The organism is Xanthobacter variabilis, assembly GCF_043831965.2.
Taxonomy (GTDB): Bacteria; Pseudomonadota; Alphaproteobacteria; order Rhizobiales; family Xanthobacteraceae; genus Xanthobacter.
On sequence record NZ_CM195533.1, the window covers coordinates 2,720,205 to 2,734,515 of the forward strand.

Here is a 14,311-nt window from a genome sequence, read left to right on the forward strand (position 1 = left end):
AGCTGATCTGCCGGCTTTCCACGCGTGTGGGGCCGGCAGGGTGGACCTCATGCCTCCCTTCGGGCAACTTTGCCCGGGCGGGGCAGGGGGCAGGCCGGTCGGAGCCAGGCCGGCACAGAGACGGTGAGGCATGAACACGAAGCACGACTTCTGTCCCGGCTGCGGCGCCCAGGTTTATCCGGAAGAGGCTCAGTGCCCCTTTTGCGGCCGCTCGCTGCGCTCCAGTTTCCTGACGCCCGTGATTGTGGGGCTCGGTGGCACGGCCCTCGCGCTGATTTCCGGCGCGCTGGTGTGGTGGGTCCTGTCCTCGCCCGCGCCGCAGGGCGCCGACACGCGGCCCGCAGCGCCGCAGGCATCCGCTCCGGCTCCCGAAGCCGCGCCCGCGCCGGTCGCGAGCGCGCCGGCTGCGGCTGAGCCCGCCGCGCCCGCTTTGGTGCCGCCGCCCGCGCCCGTCGTCGCGCCAGCGGCGCCGGCCACTCCGCCGCGCATGGCCTTGCCGGAACCCGCGCCTTCGGCCACCACTCCGCCGCCTTCGGCCTTCGCGCCGCCGCCGTCCGGCTTTGACGCGACCTCGCGACCGAGCGTCGCCGTCACCCCGCTGTCGGCTTCCCCGGCACCGGAGGAAGGTCCGGTGGGCGATGCAGAATCCCGGCGCGCGTTCGCCAAGAGCAAGCAGGACAGCTTCGCTCAGAACGGACTCGACCTACAGGTGAGCACCTCTGGGCCGGATGAGACGATCCTGACCATCAAGTTCAACTTCTCCGCCAAGACGGCGGCGGAGCTGATTGTTGCCGGCCCATTCCCCAAGCAATGCCAGCAGCGCGGCTTCACGGAGATCTTGTTCCAGGACCCCACAGGGGCCACATGGTCCTATGATATCGCAACCCAGAAGATGTCCGTGAAATGACGCTCGCCGAAGGCTCCTCGTCCCGCTCCGATGCGCCTGTGACGCTGGTGCTGTTCGATTGCGACGGCACCCTGGTGGACAGCCAGCACATGATCGTCGCGGCCATGCACGACGCCCACACGACGCTTGGGCTTCCGGTGCCCGATCGCGAACGGGTGCTCTCGGTCGTCGGCCTGTCGCTGCCCGAGACCTTTACGGTGCTGGCCGCGGGCGACCGGACCTATCCGGTGATGGAGATGGCGGAGGCCTATCGCAGCGCCTTCATGCGGCTGCGCGAACTGCGCCCGCCGGAGCCCATGTTCCCCAGTGCCCGGGAGGTTCTGGCGGCGCTGCGGGCGCGCGACGACGTGGTGTTGGGCATGGTCACCGGAAAGGCGCGGCGCGGCGTGGCGCGTGTGCTGCAGGCCCACGACATGGAGGGGTGGTTCACGACCATCCAGACCGCCGACGACGCGCCCTCCAAGCCCCATCCCGCGATGGTGCAGCAGGCGATGATCGAGGCCGGAATCGGCCCCGCGCAGACCGTGGTGGTGGGCGACACCTCGTTCGACATGGCCATGGCGCGGGCCGCGGGGGCTTCGGCCCTGGGCGTGTCCTGGGGTTATCACAGCACCGATGAGCTGTGGCACGCCGGCGCCCAGAAGGTGGTCACCCATTTCGAGGCCGTGCCGCAGGCCATCGCCGATTTGCTGTCCGCAAGCGGCGGGGCAAAGGCGGGGAGGGACCAATGCGCGACCTGCTGACGGATCTCGACGGGACGAATACCGGCCCCGATGCCAATCCGATGGCGCGCGCCCAGGCGGCCCAGCGGCCGCAACTGCCCAAGCGCTTCTATAAGGACGTGAGCGTGGGGGAGGTCGAAGGCGGCTTCACCGTTCTGCTGGACGGGCGCCCGGTGCGTACCCCCGCTCGCGGCCTGCTGCTGGTGCCCACGCGCGCCCTCGCCGAGGCGCTGGCGCGGGAGTGGGAGGCCCAGGAGGCTGAGATCAATCCCTTCTCCATGCCCTTGACGCGGCTGGTGAATGTGGCTCTGGACCGGGTCGCTGCCGAGCCGGCGGCGGTGCGGGACGAAGTGGTGCGCTATGCGGGCACCGACATGCTCTTTTATCGGGCGGACGGGCCAACCGCGCTCCTGGAGCGGCAGGCGCAGCACTGGGATCCGGTGCTGGCCTGGGCGCGGGAGGAAAGGGGAGCGCCCTTTTTCCTGGCCGAGGGCGTGCGCCACGTGGCCCAGCCGGAGGAATCCCTCGCCCGGATGAGTGAGCTGGTGCCGGGGGACGCGCTTCCCCTTGCGGCCGTTCATGTGATGACGACTCTGACGGGCTCGGCGCTGCTGGCGCTGGCCGTCTCCGAGGGCGTCCTGGACGCCGACGCGGCATGGCAGGCGGCTCATGTGGATGAGGACTGGAATCGCGAGCTGTGGGGTGAAGACGAGCTCGCCACCGCACGCCGCGACGCGCGGCGGGTGGACATGGACGCGGCGGTGGCCCTGCTGCGTCTCCACAGCGACCGGGGCTGAGCCGGGCGCTTGAGTCCGTTGCTTGTCTTGCTGGGGAGGTCGGTGCAAGGGGCTCCGGCTCGACGTCGCCGTTTCGCGAACCAGAGATGATCGGCGCGCGCAGGGACGACCGGCCCGGTGCCTCGGTTGGCGTGGCACCGACCCGGAGCGTTCTCGAGTGAAGTGGCCGTCGTCACGGGCTGGGAACAAACGCACAATCAAAGCATGACAGAGCTTCCGGGTTTCGAGAACCCGGGGGAGTGCCTTGCGGCGCCTCCAGCGAAATGGGACCCAGTGTGCGGGATGAAAGAGCGTCAAATCAATGATTTGGATGCTCTCCCCTCGGTTTCGTGAACAACCAGCATGCCGCTGGCGCGCCAGCGCGTGCACCCTCGGATCTCTTGGCGGCCCGAAGTTGGCCGATCCGGGGGCTGAGCGGGCAGGGCATGGCGCAGGGCCCGAGTGTCCCACCCCGTCAATGGGCGCTCCACCCGTTCCGTGGCCGATGAAGGCGCCGCAAGACGGGCGCGCGGGTTGGTTCCTCTGACGCTTTCCATGCAGGGTGGGAGCCCGCCATGTGCTACCTCCCCGCAACGCGGGCGCATGGAGGCGATGAAAGCACTGCAATGCCTGGAGGACGCCCCTTCCGGGTTTCGCCCCTACAGGGGCCCTGCTGCGGTGCAGTGGTATGAGGAGCGCGCGCGGGGCCTTGAGCGCTTGCATGGTCGCGGCCACCCCTGGAGCGCCGGAGGGCATGTGCCACGACCTTCCGGATTCCGCCGCATCGGCGCCGCTCGGCATTGCCCGCGGGCGCGGCCTGGCCAGGATCGCGGATGGTGCTGACGCCGGTCGTCGCAAGCCCAGGATGACGGTACACTGCGCGTCATGGAAATGGCCCACCCTGCGTCCGCCACGCAGGGGCCTCCCACGGGGGATAGAGCGCACCATGACCACCGAGACCCTGCCTCCCGCGCCGCCGCTGGACGTCTTTGGACCCTTTTCCCACTTCGCCGATCCGGTTCCGGAGCGCTCGGACCTGCGGCGCGTGATCACTGCGGCCACCCGCCGGCTGGAGGCGCAGTGCCTGGGGCCGCTGCTTCAGGCGGCGAGCTTGCCGGCCGGGATGCGCGCCGACATCACGGGCACCGCCCGCCGTCTGGTCGAGGCGCTGCGGGCCAAGGGCCGGGGCTCGGTGGTGGAGCAGCTGATGCAGGAGTTCGCCCTGTCGAGCGCGGAGGGTGTCGCTCTCATGTGCCTCGCCGAGGCGCTGCTGCGCATTCCCGACGCGGCGACCCGTGACGCGCTGATCCGGGACACGGTCGGCCGCGGGGACTGGCAGCCGCATCTTGAGGCGCGCGGCGGCCGACCGCTCTTCGTCAATGCCGCGGCCTGGGGCCTCGCCGTCACCGGCCAGCTGGCGCGGGCGTGGAGCGAGCCCGGGCTGGCGGCGGCGCTTACCCGCCTTGTGAGCCGCTGCGGTGCGCCGGTGGTGCGCCGCGCGGTGGATGTGGCGGTGGGGCTGATGGGCGAGCAGTTCGTGATGGGCCAGACCATTGAGGCGGCTGTGGCCCGTGCCCGCGCGCTCGAGGCGCGCGGCTTCCTTCATTCCTACGACATGCTCGGGGAAGCGGCCGTGACGGCGGCCGATGCCGCGCGCTATCTGGCCGAGTATGAGGCGGCCATCCACGCCATCGGCAAGGAGGCGGCGGGGCGCGGAGTCTATGGCGGGCCCGGCATTTCCATCAAGCTCTCGGCGCTGCATCCGCGCTATAGCCGCGGCCAGGCGGGGCGGGTCAAGGCCGAGCTGCTGCCGCGCCTGACCGCGCTCGCGGCCTTGGCGAAGCGCTACGATATCGGCCTCAATATCGACGCCGAGGAGCAGGACCGGCTCGAATTATCCCTGGACCTGCTGCAGGAGTTGAGCTTCGCCCCCCAGCTGGCGGGCTGGGCGGGGCTCGGCTTCGTGGTTCAGGCCTATGGCCGGCGCTGTCCGTTCGTGCTCGACTGGCTCATCGATCTGGCGCGGCGTAGCCGCCGGCGGATCATGGTGCGGCTGGTGAAGGGCGCCTATTGGGACAGCGAGATCAAGCGCGCCCAGGTGGACGGGCTCGACGATTTCCCGGTCTTTACGCGCAAGGATTATACGGACGTTTCCTATATCGCCTGCGCCCGTAAGCTGCTGGCGGCGCGCGACGCGGTGTTTCCGCAATTCGCCACCCACAATGCGCAGACGCTGGCCACCATCTACCATCTGGCCGGCGAGCAATTCTCCCTTGGCTCCTATGAGTTCCAGTGCCTGCACGGCATGGGCGAGCCGCTTTACGATGAGGTGGTGGGGCCGGCTCATCTCGGGCGCCCGTGCCGCATCTACGCGCCCGTGGGCAGCCATCAGACGCTGCTGGCCTATCTGGTCCGCCGGCTGCTGGAGAACGGTGCGAATTCCTCCTTCGTCCACCGCATCGCCGATCCGGCTGTGCCGGTCGACGAGCTGATCGCGGACCCCGTGGCGCGGGTCCAGGCGATGGCGGAACCCGGCACGCCCCATCCGCGCATCTTGGCGCCCGCCGCGCTGTTTCCCGGGCGGCGCAATTCGGCGGGGCTCGACCTTTCCAGCGAGGACGTGCTTGCGGCCTTGGCCGATGATCTCGCCGCCAGCGCGCAGCGGACCTGGAGCGCGGCGCCCCCCTCCGGCGAGGGGGCGGGGCGGGAGATCCGCAATCCGGGGGATCTGCGGGAGCTGGTGGGCAGCGTGCGGGATTGCAACCCGCAGGACATCGCGGCCGCGGTGGTGGTGGCCGAATTGGCCGCGCCCGGCTGGGCGGCGCAGCCGGTGGCGCGGCGGGTGGCCCCCCTGCTGGCGGCGGCGGATGCCCTGCAGGCGCAGATGGGTGTGCTCATGGGGCTGGTGATGCGCGAGGCCGGCAAGTCCGCGGCCGATGCGGTGGCGGAGGTGCGGGAGGCCATCGATTTCCTGCGCTATTACGCCGGCGCCGCCCGGGCGCTGCGGGCGGACCAGCGGGCGCTTGGGCCGGTGGCCTGCATCAGCCCGTGGAATTTTCCGCTGGCCATCTTCACCGGCCAGGTGGCCGCCGCTCTGGCCGCCGGCAACACGGTGCTCGCCAAGCCGGCGGAAGAGACCCCGCTCATCGCCGCCGAGGCCGTGCGCCTGCTGCACGGGGCGGGCGTTCCCGAAGCGGTGCTTCAGATGCTGCCCGGAGACGGCCGCGTGGGGGCGGCGCTGGTCGCTTCGCCGGCGGTGGCGGGTGTGATGTTCACCGGCTCCACTGAAGTGGCGCGGCAGATCGCGAGGGTGCTTTCGGGGCGGCTGGCGCAGGGCCGGCCGCCGGTCCTCCTCGCCGAGACCGGTGGGCTCAATACGATGATCGTCGACAGCTCCGCCCTGGCCGAGCAGGCGGTTGCGGATGTGCTCGCCTCCGCCTTCGACAGCGCGGGCCAGCGCTGCTCTGCCCTGCGGGTGCTCTGCGTGCAGGAGGAGGTGGCGGACGGGCTGCTTGAGCTCATCCGCGGCGCCATCGCGGAACTGCGGGTGGCGCCGACCTGCATGCTCTCGGCCGATGTGGGGCCGGTCATTTCCGATGCCGCGCGTGATGCCATCGAGGCCCATGTGGCGCGGATGGCGGCTGGCGGCCACGAGGTTTTTCGCCTGCCGCTGCCGCCGGAGGCGGCGCATGGAACCTTCGTGGCGCCGACCCTGATCCAGATCGGCGCGCTGTCCGAGGTGCAGAGGGAGGTGTTTGGGCCGGTGCTGCATGTGCTGCGGTATCGGCGGCGGGACCTGCCTTTGCTCATGGAGGCCATCAACGCCAGTGGCTACGGGCTCACCTTCGGGCTCCACTCACGGCTTGAGGCGGTTCGCGATGAAGCCACGGCGCGGGTGCGCGCGGGCAACATCTACATCAATCGAAACATGATTGGCGCGGTCGTGGGGGCCCAGCCTTTTGGTGGGCGGGGGCTTTCCGGCACCGGGCCGAAGGCCGGCGGCCCGCTCTATCTCCAGCGCCTGGTGCGCGGCGCGCCGGATCTGCCCGTCGCCAATGCGGGCGAAAAGCCAGATGCGGCGGCTTTGGCCTTCGCCCAATGGCTCGACAGCCAGGGGCTTGGTGCCCTGGCCCATCGGGCGCGCGCCTGGGCCGCGATGGCGCCCGTGGGCGGTGAAATGGAGCTGCCCGGCCCGGTGGGGGAGCGCAACCGCTATGGCCTCAGGCCGTGCGGCACGGTGCTCGTTTCCGCGCAGAGCCGGTGGGGACTGCTGCTGCTGATCACGGCGGCCCTGGCCACCGGCAACCGTGTGATGGTGGATGCGCCGACCCTCGACTTTTTCCCGGAAACCCTGCCGGGCACGGTCGCGGCGCGGATCGCCCCGGCTGGTGCGTGGCCGGAGGGAAGTCACGGGGGGATGTTCGACGCGGCGATCGTGGAGGGGGATGAGGCGTGGATCGCGGCCTTTGCCCAGAGCCTTGCGCGCCTTGAGGGGCCTGTGGTGCCCCTCTATGTGCTGCCGCCTCAGGAGAGCGGCGGAAGCGCGGGCGTTCCACTGGCGTGGCTGATGCGCGAGGTGGCCATTTCGGTGAATACGGCCGCAGCCGGAGGCAATGCCAGCCTCATGGCCGCTGTATGAGACGCCGCTGTACGAGACGGCTCACCGGAAACCCTTCGCGCGCTTTGAAACCCCTGCGCCGTTTCGAGCGAAATGGGTGTGGGTTGGCGTGAGGAAAACGCGTCAACCCGGTGCGCTGGAGCATTTCCTGTTTCCACCAAAAAGGGGAAATGCCCCGGTCGCGTTCCTCGCCGGGGGCGCGTCGCTGGAGCTCCCTCACGGGGTGCCGCCTCCGGTCGGGTGAACCCACCGGAGGCTGGTGCGTGTCAGGCCGCGCGGGGCACGGAAGGGGCCTGCTCCTGCTGCGAAGCGGTCGGGGCGGCGGCGGCCAGCATCTTGCTCTGAACCAGCTCGGCCAGCTCCAGGAGCTCGGTGTTCCAGGCCAGGGCCGACTGCTGCAGGAAGGCGGCTTCACGCGTCACGGCATTGGCCGGGTTCGGATCCTTCGCCAGCTCCGCAAAGATCTGCATCTGATCCTGCGCCTGGCGCATCATGAAACGCTGAAGGTGAGAGGTGACGGCCACCGGGCATTCGAAGAAATAATTCTTCACGGCGGTCGCCGGCCATTCGGCGGGCGTGCCGACGTTCCATGCGCGGCTCAGGCCCTGAAAGATGGTCGAATCACTCATGGCGTCTCTCCTTAAGGTTGCTAACGTTCCCCCGCTCCCCTTACTTTTCTTCGTGTGGGGAAAACAATTATCGCGAAAGAACGAAACCAGCGCATTGCGTTAGGTCAAGGCATGGTTGGAAGCAACCCCTGCCTGACCATCCATGATGGCACATCCACCGAGTTGTCCAACGTGTGGCGGCGTGCCTTTGTTCCTGGCGGACGACAATCAGTATCCCATTGCGTGCACCCTGTCGCGGGCGACGATGCGGCAGTGCACGCAAACTTCGCCTTCGGCGGGCCTCAGACTTGGCTTTCGGCGGGTCTCATGGGGGTGCGCTGCGGTGGGTTCGCCTGGGGGCCTGCGGGTGGGCTCGCGAATCGCGCGTGATCCTCTACAGTGAGCTCACGCCCTTGCGCAGCGGCTCCAGGCCCTTGAAAACGTTGCCAACTATTGGATATGGCAAAGGCGGTGCGCGCCGCGCGAAAACCGAGAGACGCCGGGAGAGAACAATGACGCAGCTTCCACACGGCCTGCACAAGATCCGCATGGAGCTTGCCCGGGAAAAGGCCTTCCCCGAGGGGGCCAGGAACTTCGGCTACACCTTCGTGGCCCCGCTGGCGGCGGATGGGAAGATCGACCCTGAGTTGTGGGCCAAGAACCGCGAGCACTGCCGCGTCGTGCGCTTCCGCCCCGATGAGAAGGACGAGGTGGGCCACCTGGTGCGCCGCCCCGGCGGAAGCTGGGCCTTCCGCTATGATCTCGCCGGCACCGACGATGATGAGGCGGGCTACCGCTTCGGTGACGAGCGGTTCGAGGTGGGCGAGTACATTTCCGTCCGCGAGGATGATGAGATGCACACCTTCCGCGTCGTCTCCGTCGAGGCGGCCTGAAGGCGCAGCTCCCGGCGCTCGCGCCTGTGGCCCGGGAGCGATTCTCGCCCGCTGTCAGGTGGGGCGGGGAAGGGCGGCGGGTGGTGCGCCATCCACCAGCAGCAGGTCGCTCTCGTCCTTCAGCCCTACGCCGGTAAGGCCGAGCCGGAGGGCCTCCCGAATGTGCCAGGCCAGCTTGAAGGCCGCGAGCGGGTGGCTCAGCCCTTCCGCACGCACGTTGGAGATGCAGTTGCGCTCCGCGTCGGTGCGGCCAACCCGCGGGGCGAGCGTGAGGTAGAGGCCGAGGCTGTCCGGGGAGGACAGGCCCGGCCGCTCACCCACCAGGACCACCAAGGCGCGAGCCTTCATGAGTTCGCCCACCTCATCGCCCAGCGCCACGCGGGCCTGGGCGGCCAGTGCCACCGGCGCCACGCTCCAACCTTCCTTTTCGATCCAGGGCTTGAGGGCGGCCAGGAAGGGCGCGGTCTGGGCATGGATGGCGGCGGCGGAAAGCCCATCCGCCACCACGATGGCGAGATCCGCGGGCGGCGCGTCGAGCGCGGCGAGGCGGGCGCGGCTCTCATCACTTAGCCGGCGGCCGAGATCGGGGCGGCGCAAATAGACGTCGCGCGCGGGCGCCGCGCTCTCCACCCGCAGGGTGTCGAAGCCGAGGGCGCGAATCTCGCTTTCCACCCGCGCGGCGTCGAACGGCATGTGCACCGCGTCGCGCGCCTGGGCATGGGCCAGGGAGAAGCGCAGCACTTCTTCCGTGGGCAGGCTGGCGCCGGTGCGGCCGAGGGCGATGCGCGCCGGGGTGTGGCGGGCGAAGGACTGCCAGGGATCACGCGCGATCATGCCGCCTGCTCCTGAACGAAGCCGAGAAGGGGGTGGGCGCCGCTGGCGGGCAAGAGCTTGCCGGTGGCATCGGTGATGCCCATGCGCTCCAGCCACGCCTCGAATTCCGGTGCCCGCTTCAGGCCCAGCACCTCGCGGACATAGAGGGCGTCGTGGAAGGAGGTGGACTGGTAGTTCAGCATCACGTCGTCGGCGCCGGGAATGCCCATCACATAGGTCACGCCCGCCGCGCCCAGCAGGGTCAGCAGGGTGTCCATGTCATCCTGGTCGGCCTCCGCATGGTTGGTGTAGCAGACGTCGACCCCCAGCGGCACGCCCAGGAGCTTGCCGCAGAAATGGTCTTCCAGCCCGGCGCGGATGATCTGCTTGCCGTCATAGAGATATTCAGGGCCGATGAAGCCCACCACCGTGTTCACCAGCAGCGGCTTGAACTTGCGCGCCACCGCATAGGCGCGGGCCTCCAGGGTCTGCTGGTCCACGCCATGGTGCGCGCCGGCGGACAGGGCCGAGCCCTGGCCGGTCTCGAAATACATGGCGTTCTGCCCCACCGTGCCGCGCTTGAGGGCGCGGGCGGCCTCATAGCCCTCCTGCAGCACCTTGAGGTCCACGCCGAAGGAGCGGTTCGCTCCCTCCGTGCCGGCGATGGACTGGAACACCAGATCCACCGGGGCGCCCCGGTTCATCAGCTCGATGGAGCTCGTCACGTGGGTGAGCACACAGCTTTGGGTGGGAATGTCGAAACGGCGGATCACCTCATCCATCAGCTTCAGCAGGCGATCGAGCACCGGCAGGCTGTCGGAGGCGGGATTGATGCCAATCACCGCGTCGCCGCAGCCATAGAGCAGGCCGTCGAGGATGGTGGCGGAGACGCCGGCCGCGTCATCGGTGGGGTGGTTGGGCTGGAGCCGCACGGCCATGGTGCCGGGCAGGCCGATGGTGTTGCGGAAGCGCGTGACCACCCGGCACTTCTTCGCCACCAGAATGAGGTCCTGGTTGCGCATGAGCTTGGAGACGGCGGCCACCATTTCCGGCGTCAGCCCGCGCGCGAGGCTTGCGAGCACTTCGGGCGTTGCCTGATCGGAGAGCAGGAAGTCGCGCAAATCGCCCACCGTCAGGGCAGAGACCGGGGCGAAGGCCACCGGGTCGTGCTCGTCCAGGATCAGGCGGGTGACCTCGTCGCTCTCATAGGGAATGAGCGCCTCGGTGAGGAAGGTCTTCAGTGGCACCTCGGCCAGGCACATCTTGGCGGCCACATTCTCCTCGGCGGAGGCCGCTGCGATGCCGGCGAGCATGTCGCCGGAGCGGGGAGGGGTCGCCTTGGCCATGAGATCCTTCAGGTCAGCGAAGGCATGGGTTCGGGCGCCGATGCGGTGGACGAAGGCCATCAGGCTGCTCCTTATTCGGATTCGTCCGCACTATAGACAATAATCGTGCCATTTTGTGGAGATGTGTGGCTTTGTGTGTCCATGCGCGGAGGCGCCTCTGCCGCAGGGGAGAGTCTTCGCCCCGTTTCGCAAGGCACAAGCCCGCGCAGCAGCCGGCCGGGGCGCGCCTGTCCGAACGCGGCGCGTGCGCCGCGCGCGAGAAACAGCCCGCCGGGCCGCAGAGGACGCCCCTTCCGGGGATCACCCGGTCGCTCAGGCCTGCGTCGTGGCGGCGGGCGGGGGCGCGTGGTGCGTGGTGGGCTCCGCCAGTCCCGGTGCCGCCGCGAGCGGCTCCTCGATACCCAGAACACGCGCGGCGGCCGCCACCACCTCGGCGAGCCCGTCCGTGGCGTGGAGCCGGGCGATCTCGGCGGGGCGGAACCAGCCGACTTCGGCCGCCTCCGCGCTCACCTGCGGTTCGCCCGCGCGCCAGTGGGCGGCGTGGGCCACCACCACGAAATGGGCCGTCAGGCGGCCGGTGTCGTCGCGGCGGATGATTTCCCGCGTGGCGGCGACGCCAGCCAGCTCCGCTTCCACCCCCACTTCCTCGCGCAGTTCCCGCCGGGCGGCGTCCGCCAGGGTCTCACCCGGCTCGACCCGGCCGCCGGGCAGGCTCCACAGGCCCGCCGCGGGCTCATGGCCACGGCGCGCCAGCAGCACCAGGGGGCCGCGAAACACCGCGGCGCTGGCGGCGAGCGTGGCGCGGATCTCGTCACGCGGGGTGTCTGGCGATGCGGGCATGGTGTGAACTCCTGTGGCGGCGCGGCGCCGTCGCGAGCGAAGCGGAACCGCTCCGTGAAGAAAGCACGTCAACTCGATAGGCTTGGCATTTCGCGACGTCCGTGGAGCGGGGAAATGCCAGTGGGCGGCATATATCTGAAACGGTTGACCGGGTGACAACCCGCCCCGGCCGCAACCAATCTTCACCGGGGTGCGCTATGACCCCGCTGCGATAACGGAGCACTCGATTCGTGACCCCCCGATCCCCTTCGCCGCCGCCGGATTCTCCTTCCCCCGCCTCCGGGCGCGGGCCGCGAGCGAAGTCCGGTTCCCCGCCGCGGGCGTGGCAGCGGATGCTTTCCGGGCGCCGGCTCGATCTGCTCGACCCCTCGCCCCTCGATGTGGAGGTTGAGGATATCGCCCATGGCCTTGCCCGCGTCGCCCGCTGGAACGGGCAGACCCATGGCTCGCACATCTTCTCGGTGGCGCAGCACTCACTTTTGACCGAGCGCCTCTCGCGCGTGAGCCATCCCGATCTCGACCCCCGCTGGGGCCTGTGCGTGCTGCTGCACGATGCGCCGGAATATGTGATCGGCGATATGATCTCCCCGTTCAAGGCGGTGCTGGGGGGCGACTACAAGGTGGTCGAGGCGCGCCTGCTGGCGGCCATTTCGCTGCGCTTTTCGCTGCCGATCGCCTGGCCACAGGCGCTGGTGAAGATCGTGAAGGCGGCCGATCGCGCCTCCGCTTATCTGGAAGCCACCCACCTTGCCGGCTTCTCCGACAAGGAGGCGCGGCATTTCTTCGGCCGCCCTGTGCGGCTCGACGACCTAGAGGAAAGTGACTATCTCACTCCTTGGGAGGCGGACACCGCCAAGCGGCGGTTCCTGCAACGATTCGAGGAGCTCGACACATGATCCATGTATGCTCCCTGTCCAAGCTGCACGAGACGGTGGCGGCCACCGGCGCGCGCCATGTGATCTCGCTGGTGAACGGGGGAACGGTGTTCACTTGCCCCAGCAATGTGGACCCCACCAACCACCTCTTCCTGGGCATCAACGACATCGTCGATGAAATGGAAGGCATGGTGGCGCCGGCCGAGCAGCACATGCGCGAGCTGTTTGATTTCGTGCATGCCTGGCCGCGCCAGACGCCCTTGGTGATCCACTGCTTCGCGGGGATTTCCCGCTCCACGGCGGCGGCCTACGCATCCTTGTGCGCGCTGCTGCCGGACCAGGACGAGATGGAGCTGGCCCGCCGCCTGCGGCAGGCTTCGCCCACCGCCACCCCCAATGCTCGCATTGTCGCCTTGGCGGATGCCGCCCTCCAGCGCGAAGGGCGCATGGTGGCCGCCATCTCCTCCATCGGCCGTGGGCGCGAGGCGTTCGAGGGCGCGCCCTTCGTTCTCCCGGTGAGCTGACGCCGACACGCCGGGCAAAAGGCCGGCTTCTCTCCAGGTGGTGAACGTACGCGCGTCCACCCCTCGATGCAGGGGAGCCGGGCCGTCCCCGCGTTCGCTGCGTGCCGCGAGCGCGGGGCGCTGGCGACGGCATATCGCGGTTCGAGCGCCTCCTGGCGCGACCGCCGCTTCACGGAGCGAATGCTCTATCCACGAAATCGGGGCTTCGCGCACGCCGCGCCGAGATGGGCGCAAGGCCCGTCAACGGGCGTTCCGAGAGCGGCGGTGCCCCCCTGCGCCCGAGCGCTTCCGAGCGAGGCGGCCATCGGTTCGCGTGAAAGGAAATGCGGAAAGACCAAAGGGCAGGCTGCTTCGCCTTTTCCCTGAAGAACGGAGCGGTCGGGGCAGGCTCAGTGGCGCAGTGATTGCGGCGACGCGTCAGCCGCGTTCCAGCACCGCCACGAGGCCCGGCACCGCCACGCCTTTTTCGTTGCGCGTGGAGGCATCCTCCAGCAGGCGTACGCGAAGGCCGGCCGCCGCCGCTGCCGCGCGTACCGTGGTCGCGGGGTGGGCATAGCGCAGGGTCTCGCGCAGCAGAACACCTTCCCCGCCATGGGTTTCCACCGTGAACGCGAACAGCCCGCCCACCACCAGCGCCCGGGCCGCGGCGGTGAACAGCGGCGCCAGCTCGGCGAGGTAGCACAGGGCATCGGCCGCCACGATCAAGTCGAGGCTGGAGGCCGGCGCTGCGGCCACGGCCTCGCCCATGTCTGCGGCTTCGAGCGTGCGGTAAAGCCCCAGGGCCTGCGCGCGCGCGAGCATGGCGGGGGAAAGGTCCACCCCATCCAGCACCTCCACCAGCGGTGCGATCAGCGGGGCCGCGAGGCCGGTACCGCAGCCCAGGTCCAGCCCATGGCGGAAGCGATGCTGTTCGCCCGCCACCCGCAGCAGCGCCGCCAGCAGCAGCTCCGGCCCGCGATAGCCGAGCTTGTCGCGCAAGGCGGTGTCGAACCGGTCGGCATACTGGTTGAAGAGGGTGCGCACATAGGCAGCGGACATCGCTTCCTGCGCCGGCAGCCGCCCCAGCCGGGCAAGGCGCAGGCCGGCGCCCAGCATGTCCTCCCCATCGCACGCGCGGGCTGCGGCAAACGCTTCGGCGGCGCCGGCTCCATCGCCCGCCGCCTCCCGCGCCTCACCCAGCAGAAACCACGCGGCGGCGAAGCGCGGCGCCGTGGCCACGGTATCGGCGAGCAGGTCGCATGCCGCGTTAAGATCGCCCTCGTCAAACAGGGCACGCGCCCAGTCCAGGCGCCGATCCAGGGCGGGATCGCCGGAGCTTGCGGAATGGTGAAGAGCGGCCACGGGACCTCGCAGGTTCAAGGGGCTCCCCATATATAGAGTCTGCCCGAG

12 protein-coding genes are annotated in these 14,311 nt (G+C 69.6%); 7 read left to right on the forward strand and 5 right to left on the reverse strand.

The window, feature by feature from the left end; all coding sequences use genetic code 11:
- Nucleotides 1-130 precede the first annotated feature (130 nt).
- The 4 genes from V5F26_RS11710 to putA all read left to right on the forward strand — a co-directional run bounded on the left by V5F26_RS11710 (nucleotide 131) and on the right by putA (nucleotide 7,044).
- Entirely contained in the window at nucleotides 131-907 is a 777-nt protein-coding gene (locus V5F26_RS11710) for a zinc ribbon domain-containing protein (protein WP_394057792.1), read from the forward strand.
- A complete protein-coding gene (locus V5F26_RS11715; RefSeq protein WP_394945997.1) occupies nucleotides 904-1,650 on the forward strand; it encodes an HAD-IA family hydrolase in 747 nt (248 codons plus the stop codon). The genes V5F26_RS11710 and V5F26_RS11715 overlap by 4 nt, the downstream gene beginning before the upstream one ends.
- Complete coding sequence (locus tag V5F26_RS11720) at nucleotides 1,635-2,426, forward strand: ATP12 family chaperone protein (protein ID WP_394945998.1); 792 nt, start codon at nucleotides 1,635-1,637, stop codon at nucleotides 2,424-2,426. The genes V5F26_RS11715 and V5F26_RS11720 overlap by 16 nt, the downstream gene beginning before the upstream one ends.
- A 925-nt stretch (nucleotides 2,427-3,351) precedes the next feature.
- Entirely contained in the window at nucleotides 3,352-7,044 is a 3,693-nt protein-coding gene (gene putA / locus V5F26_RS11725; RefSeq protein WP_394946000.1) for a bifunctional proline dehydrogenase/L-glutamate gamma-semialdehyde dehydrogenase PutA, read from the forward strand.
- A gap of 245 nt (nucleotides 7,045-7,289) precedes the next feature.
- On the opposite strand, the gene V5F26_RS11730 is transcribed toward putA, so the two are convergent.
- The gene (locus V5F26_RS11730; protein WP_394057797.1) at nucleotides 7,290-7,652 is read right to left on the reverse strand and encodes a hypothetical protein; all 363 of its coding nucleotides are present in this window, start codon (nucleotides 7,650-7,652) and stop codon (nucleotides 7,290-7,292) included.
- A 491-nt stretch (nucleotides 7,653-8,143) separates the two neighbouring features.
- On the opposite strand from V5F26_RS11730, the gene V5F26_RS11735 reads away from it, so the two are divergent.
- Entirely contained in the window at nucleotides 8,144-8,524 is a 381-nt protein-coding gene (locus V5F26_RS11735) for a hypothetical protein (RefSeq protein WP_234049908.1), read from the forward strand.
- Between the two features lie 54 nt (nucleotides 8,525-8,578).
- Here V5F26_RS11735 and eutC read toward each other — a convergent pair whose 3' ends face one another.
- The 3 genes from eutC to V5F26_RS11750 all read right to left on the reverse strand — a co-directional run bounded on the left by eutC (nucleotide 8,579) and on the right by V5F26_RS11750 (nucleotide 11,523).
- Nucleotides 8,579-9,358 carry an ethanolamine ammonia-lyase subunit EutC gene (eutC, locus tag V5F26_RS11740; protein ID WP_394946002.1) on the reverse strand — a complete coding sequence of 260 codons (780 nt, stop codon included), beginning with the start codon at nucleotides 9,356-9,358 and terminating at the stop codon, nucleotides 8,579-8,581.
- On the reverse strand, nucleotides 9,355-10,743 hold the full coding sequence (locus tag V5F26_RS11745; protein ID WP_394057801.1) for an ethanolamine ammonia-lyase subunit EutB: 1,389 nt from the start codon (nucleotides 10,741-10,743) through the stop codon (nucleotides 9,355-9,357). The genes eutC and V5F26_RS11745 overlap by 4 nt, the downstream gene beginning before the upstream one ends.
- Before the next feature lie 252 nt (nucleotides 10,744-10,995).
- Nucleotides 10,996-11,523: an NUDIX hydrolase gene (locus V5F26_RS11750; protein ID WP_394946003.1), complete on the reverse strand. Its 528-nt coding sequence runs from the start codon at nucleotides 11,521-11,523 to the stop codon at nucleotides 10,996-10,998.
- A 332-nt stretch (nucleotides 11,524-11,855) separates the two neighbouring features.
- Between V5F26_RS11750 and V5F26_RS11755 the strand changes: the two genes are divergently transcribed.
- Nucleotides 11,856-12,419 (forward strand): HD domain-containing protein, encoded by a 564-nt coding sequence (locus V5F26_RS11755; RefSeq protein WP_394057804.1) that lies wholly within the window; start codon nucleotides 11,856-11,858, stop codon nucleotides 12,417-12,419.
- Nucleotides 12,416-12,922 (forward strand): tyrosine phosphatase family protein, encoded by a 507-nt coding sequence (locus V5F26_RS11760; protein WP_394057806.1) that lies wholly within the window; start codon nucleotides 12,416-12,418, stop codon nucleotides 12,920-12,922. Before V5F26_RS11755 ends, V5F26_RS11760 begins: the two co-directional genes overlap by 4 nt.
- A 417-nt stretch (nucleotides 12,923-13,339) precedes the next feature.
- Here the strand turns inward: V5F26_RS11760 and V5F26_RS11765 are convergent, their stop codons facing one another.
- Nucleotides 13,340-14,281 (reverse strand): methyltransferase domain-containing protein, encoded by a 942-nt coding sequence (locus V5F26_RS11765; protein WP_509210507.1) that lies wholly within the window; start codon nucleotides 14,279-14,281, stop codon nucleotides 13,340-13,342.
- Between the last annotated feature and the right edge of the window lie 30 nt (nucleotides 14,282-14,311).

What these genes read in the sequence shown, in the direction of transcription:
- V5F26_RS11710 (WP_394057792.1), top strand. Translation starts at nt 131, where the DNA reads ATGAACACGAAGCACGACTTCTGTCCCGGCTGCGGCGCCCAGGTTTAT.
- V5F26_RS11715 (WP_394945997.1), top strand. Translation starts at nt 904, where the DNA reads ATGACGCTCGCCGAAGGCTCCTCGTCCCGCTCCGATGCGCCTGTGACG.
- V5F26_RS11720 (WP_394945998.1), top strand. Translation starts at nt 1,635, where the DNA reads ATGCGCGACCTGCTGACGGATCTCGACGGGACGAATACCGGCCCCGAT.
- putA (WP_394946000.1), top strand. Translation starts at nt 3,352, where the DNA reads ATGACCACCGAGACCCTGCCTCCCGCGCCGCCGCTGGACGTCTTTGGA.
- V5F26_RS11730 (WP_394057797.1), bottom strand. Translation starts at nt 7,652, where the DNA reads ATGAGTGATTCGACCATCTTTCAGGGCCTGAGCCGCGCATGGAACGTC.
- V5F26_RS11735 (WP_234049908.1), top strand. Translation starts at nt 8,144, where the DNA reads ATGACGCAGCTTCCACACGGCCTGCACAAGATCCGCATGGAGCTTGCC.
- eutC (WP_394946002.1), bottom strand. Translation starts at nt 9,358, where the DNA reads ATGATCGCGCGTGATCCCTGGCAGTCCTTCGCCCGCCACACCCCGGCG.
- V5F26_RS11745 (WP_394057801.1), bottom strand. Translation starts at nt 10,743, where the DNA reads ATGGCCTTCGTCCACCGCATCGGCGCCCGAACCCATGCCTTCGCTGAC.
- V5F26_RS11750 (WP_394946003.1), bottom strand. Translation starts at nt 11,523, where the DNA reads ATGCCCGCATCGCCAGACACCCCGCGTGACGAGATCCGCGCCACGCTC.
- V5F26_RS11755 (WP_394057804.1), top strand. Translation starts at nt 11,856, where the DNA reads ATGCTTTCCGGGCGCCGGCTCGATCTGCTCGACCCCTCGCCCCTCGAT.
- V5F26_RS11760 (WP_394057806.1), top strand. Translation starts at nt 12,416, where the DNA reads ATGATCCATGTATGCTCCCTGTCCAAGCTGCACGAGACGGTGGCGGCC.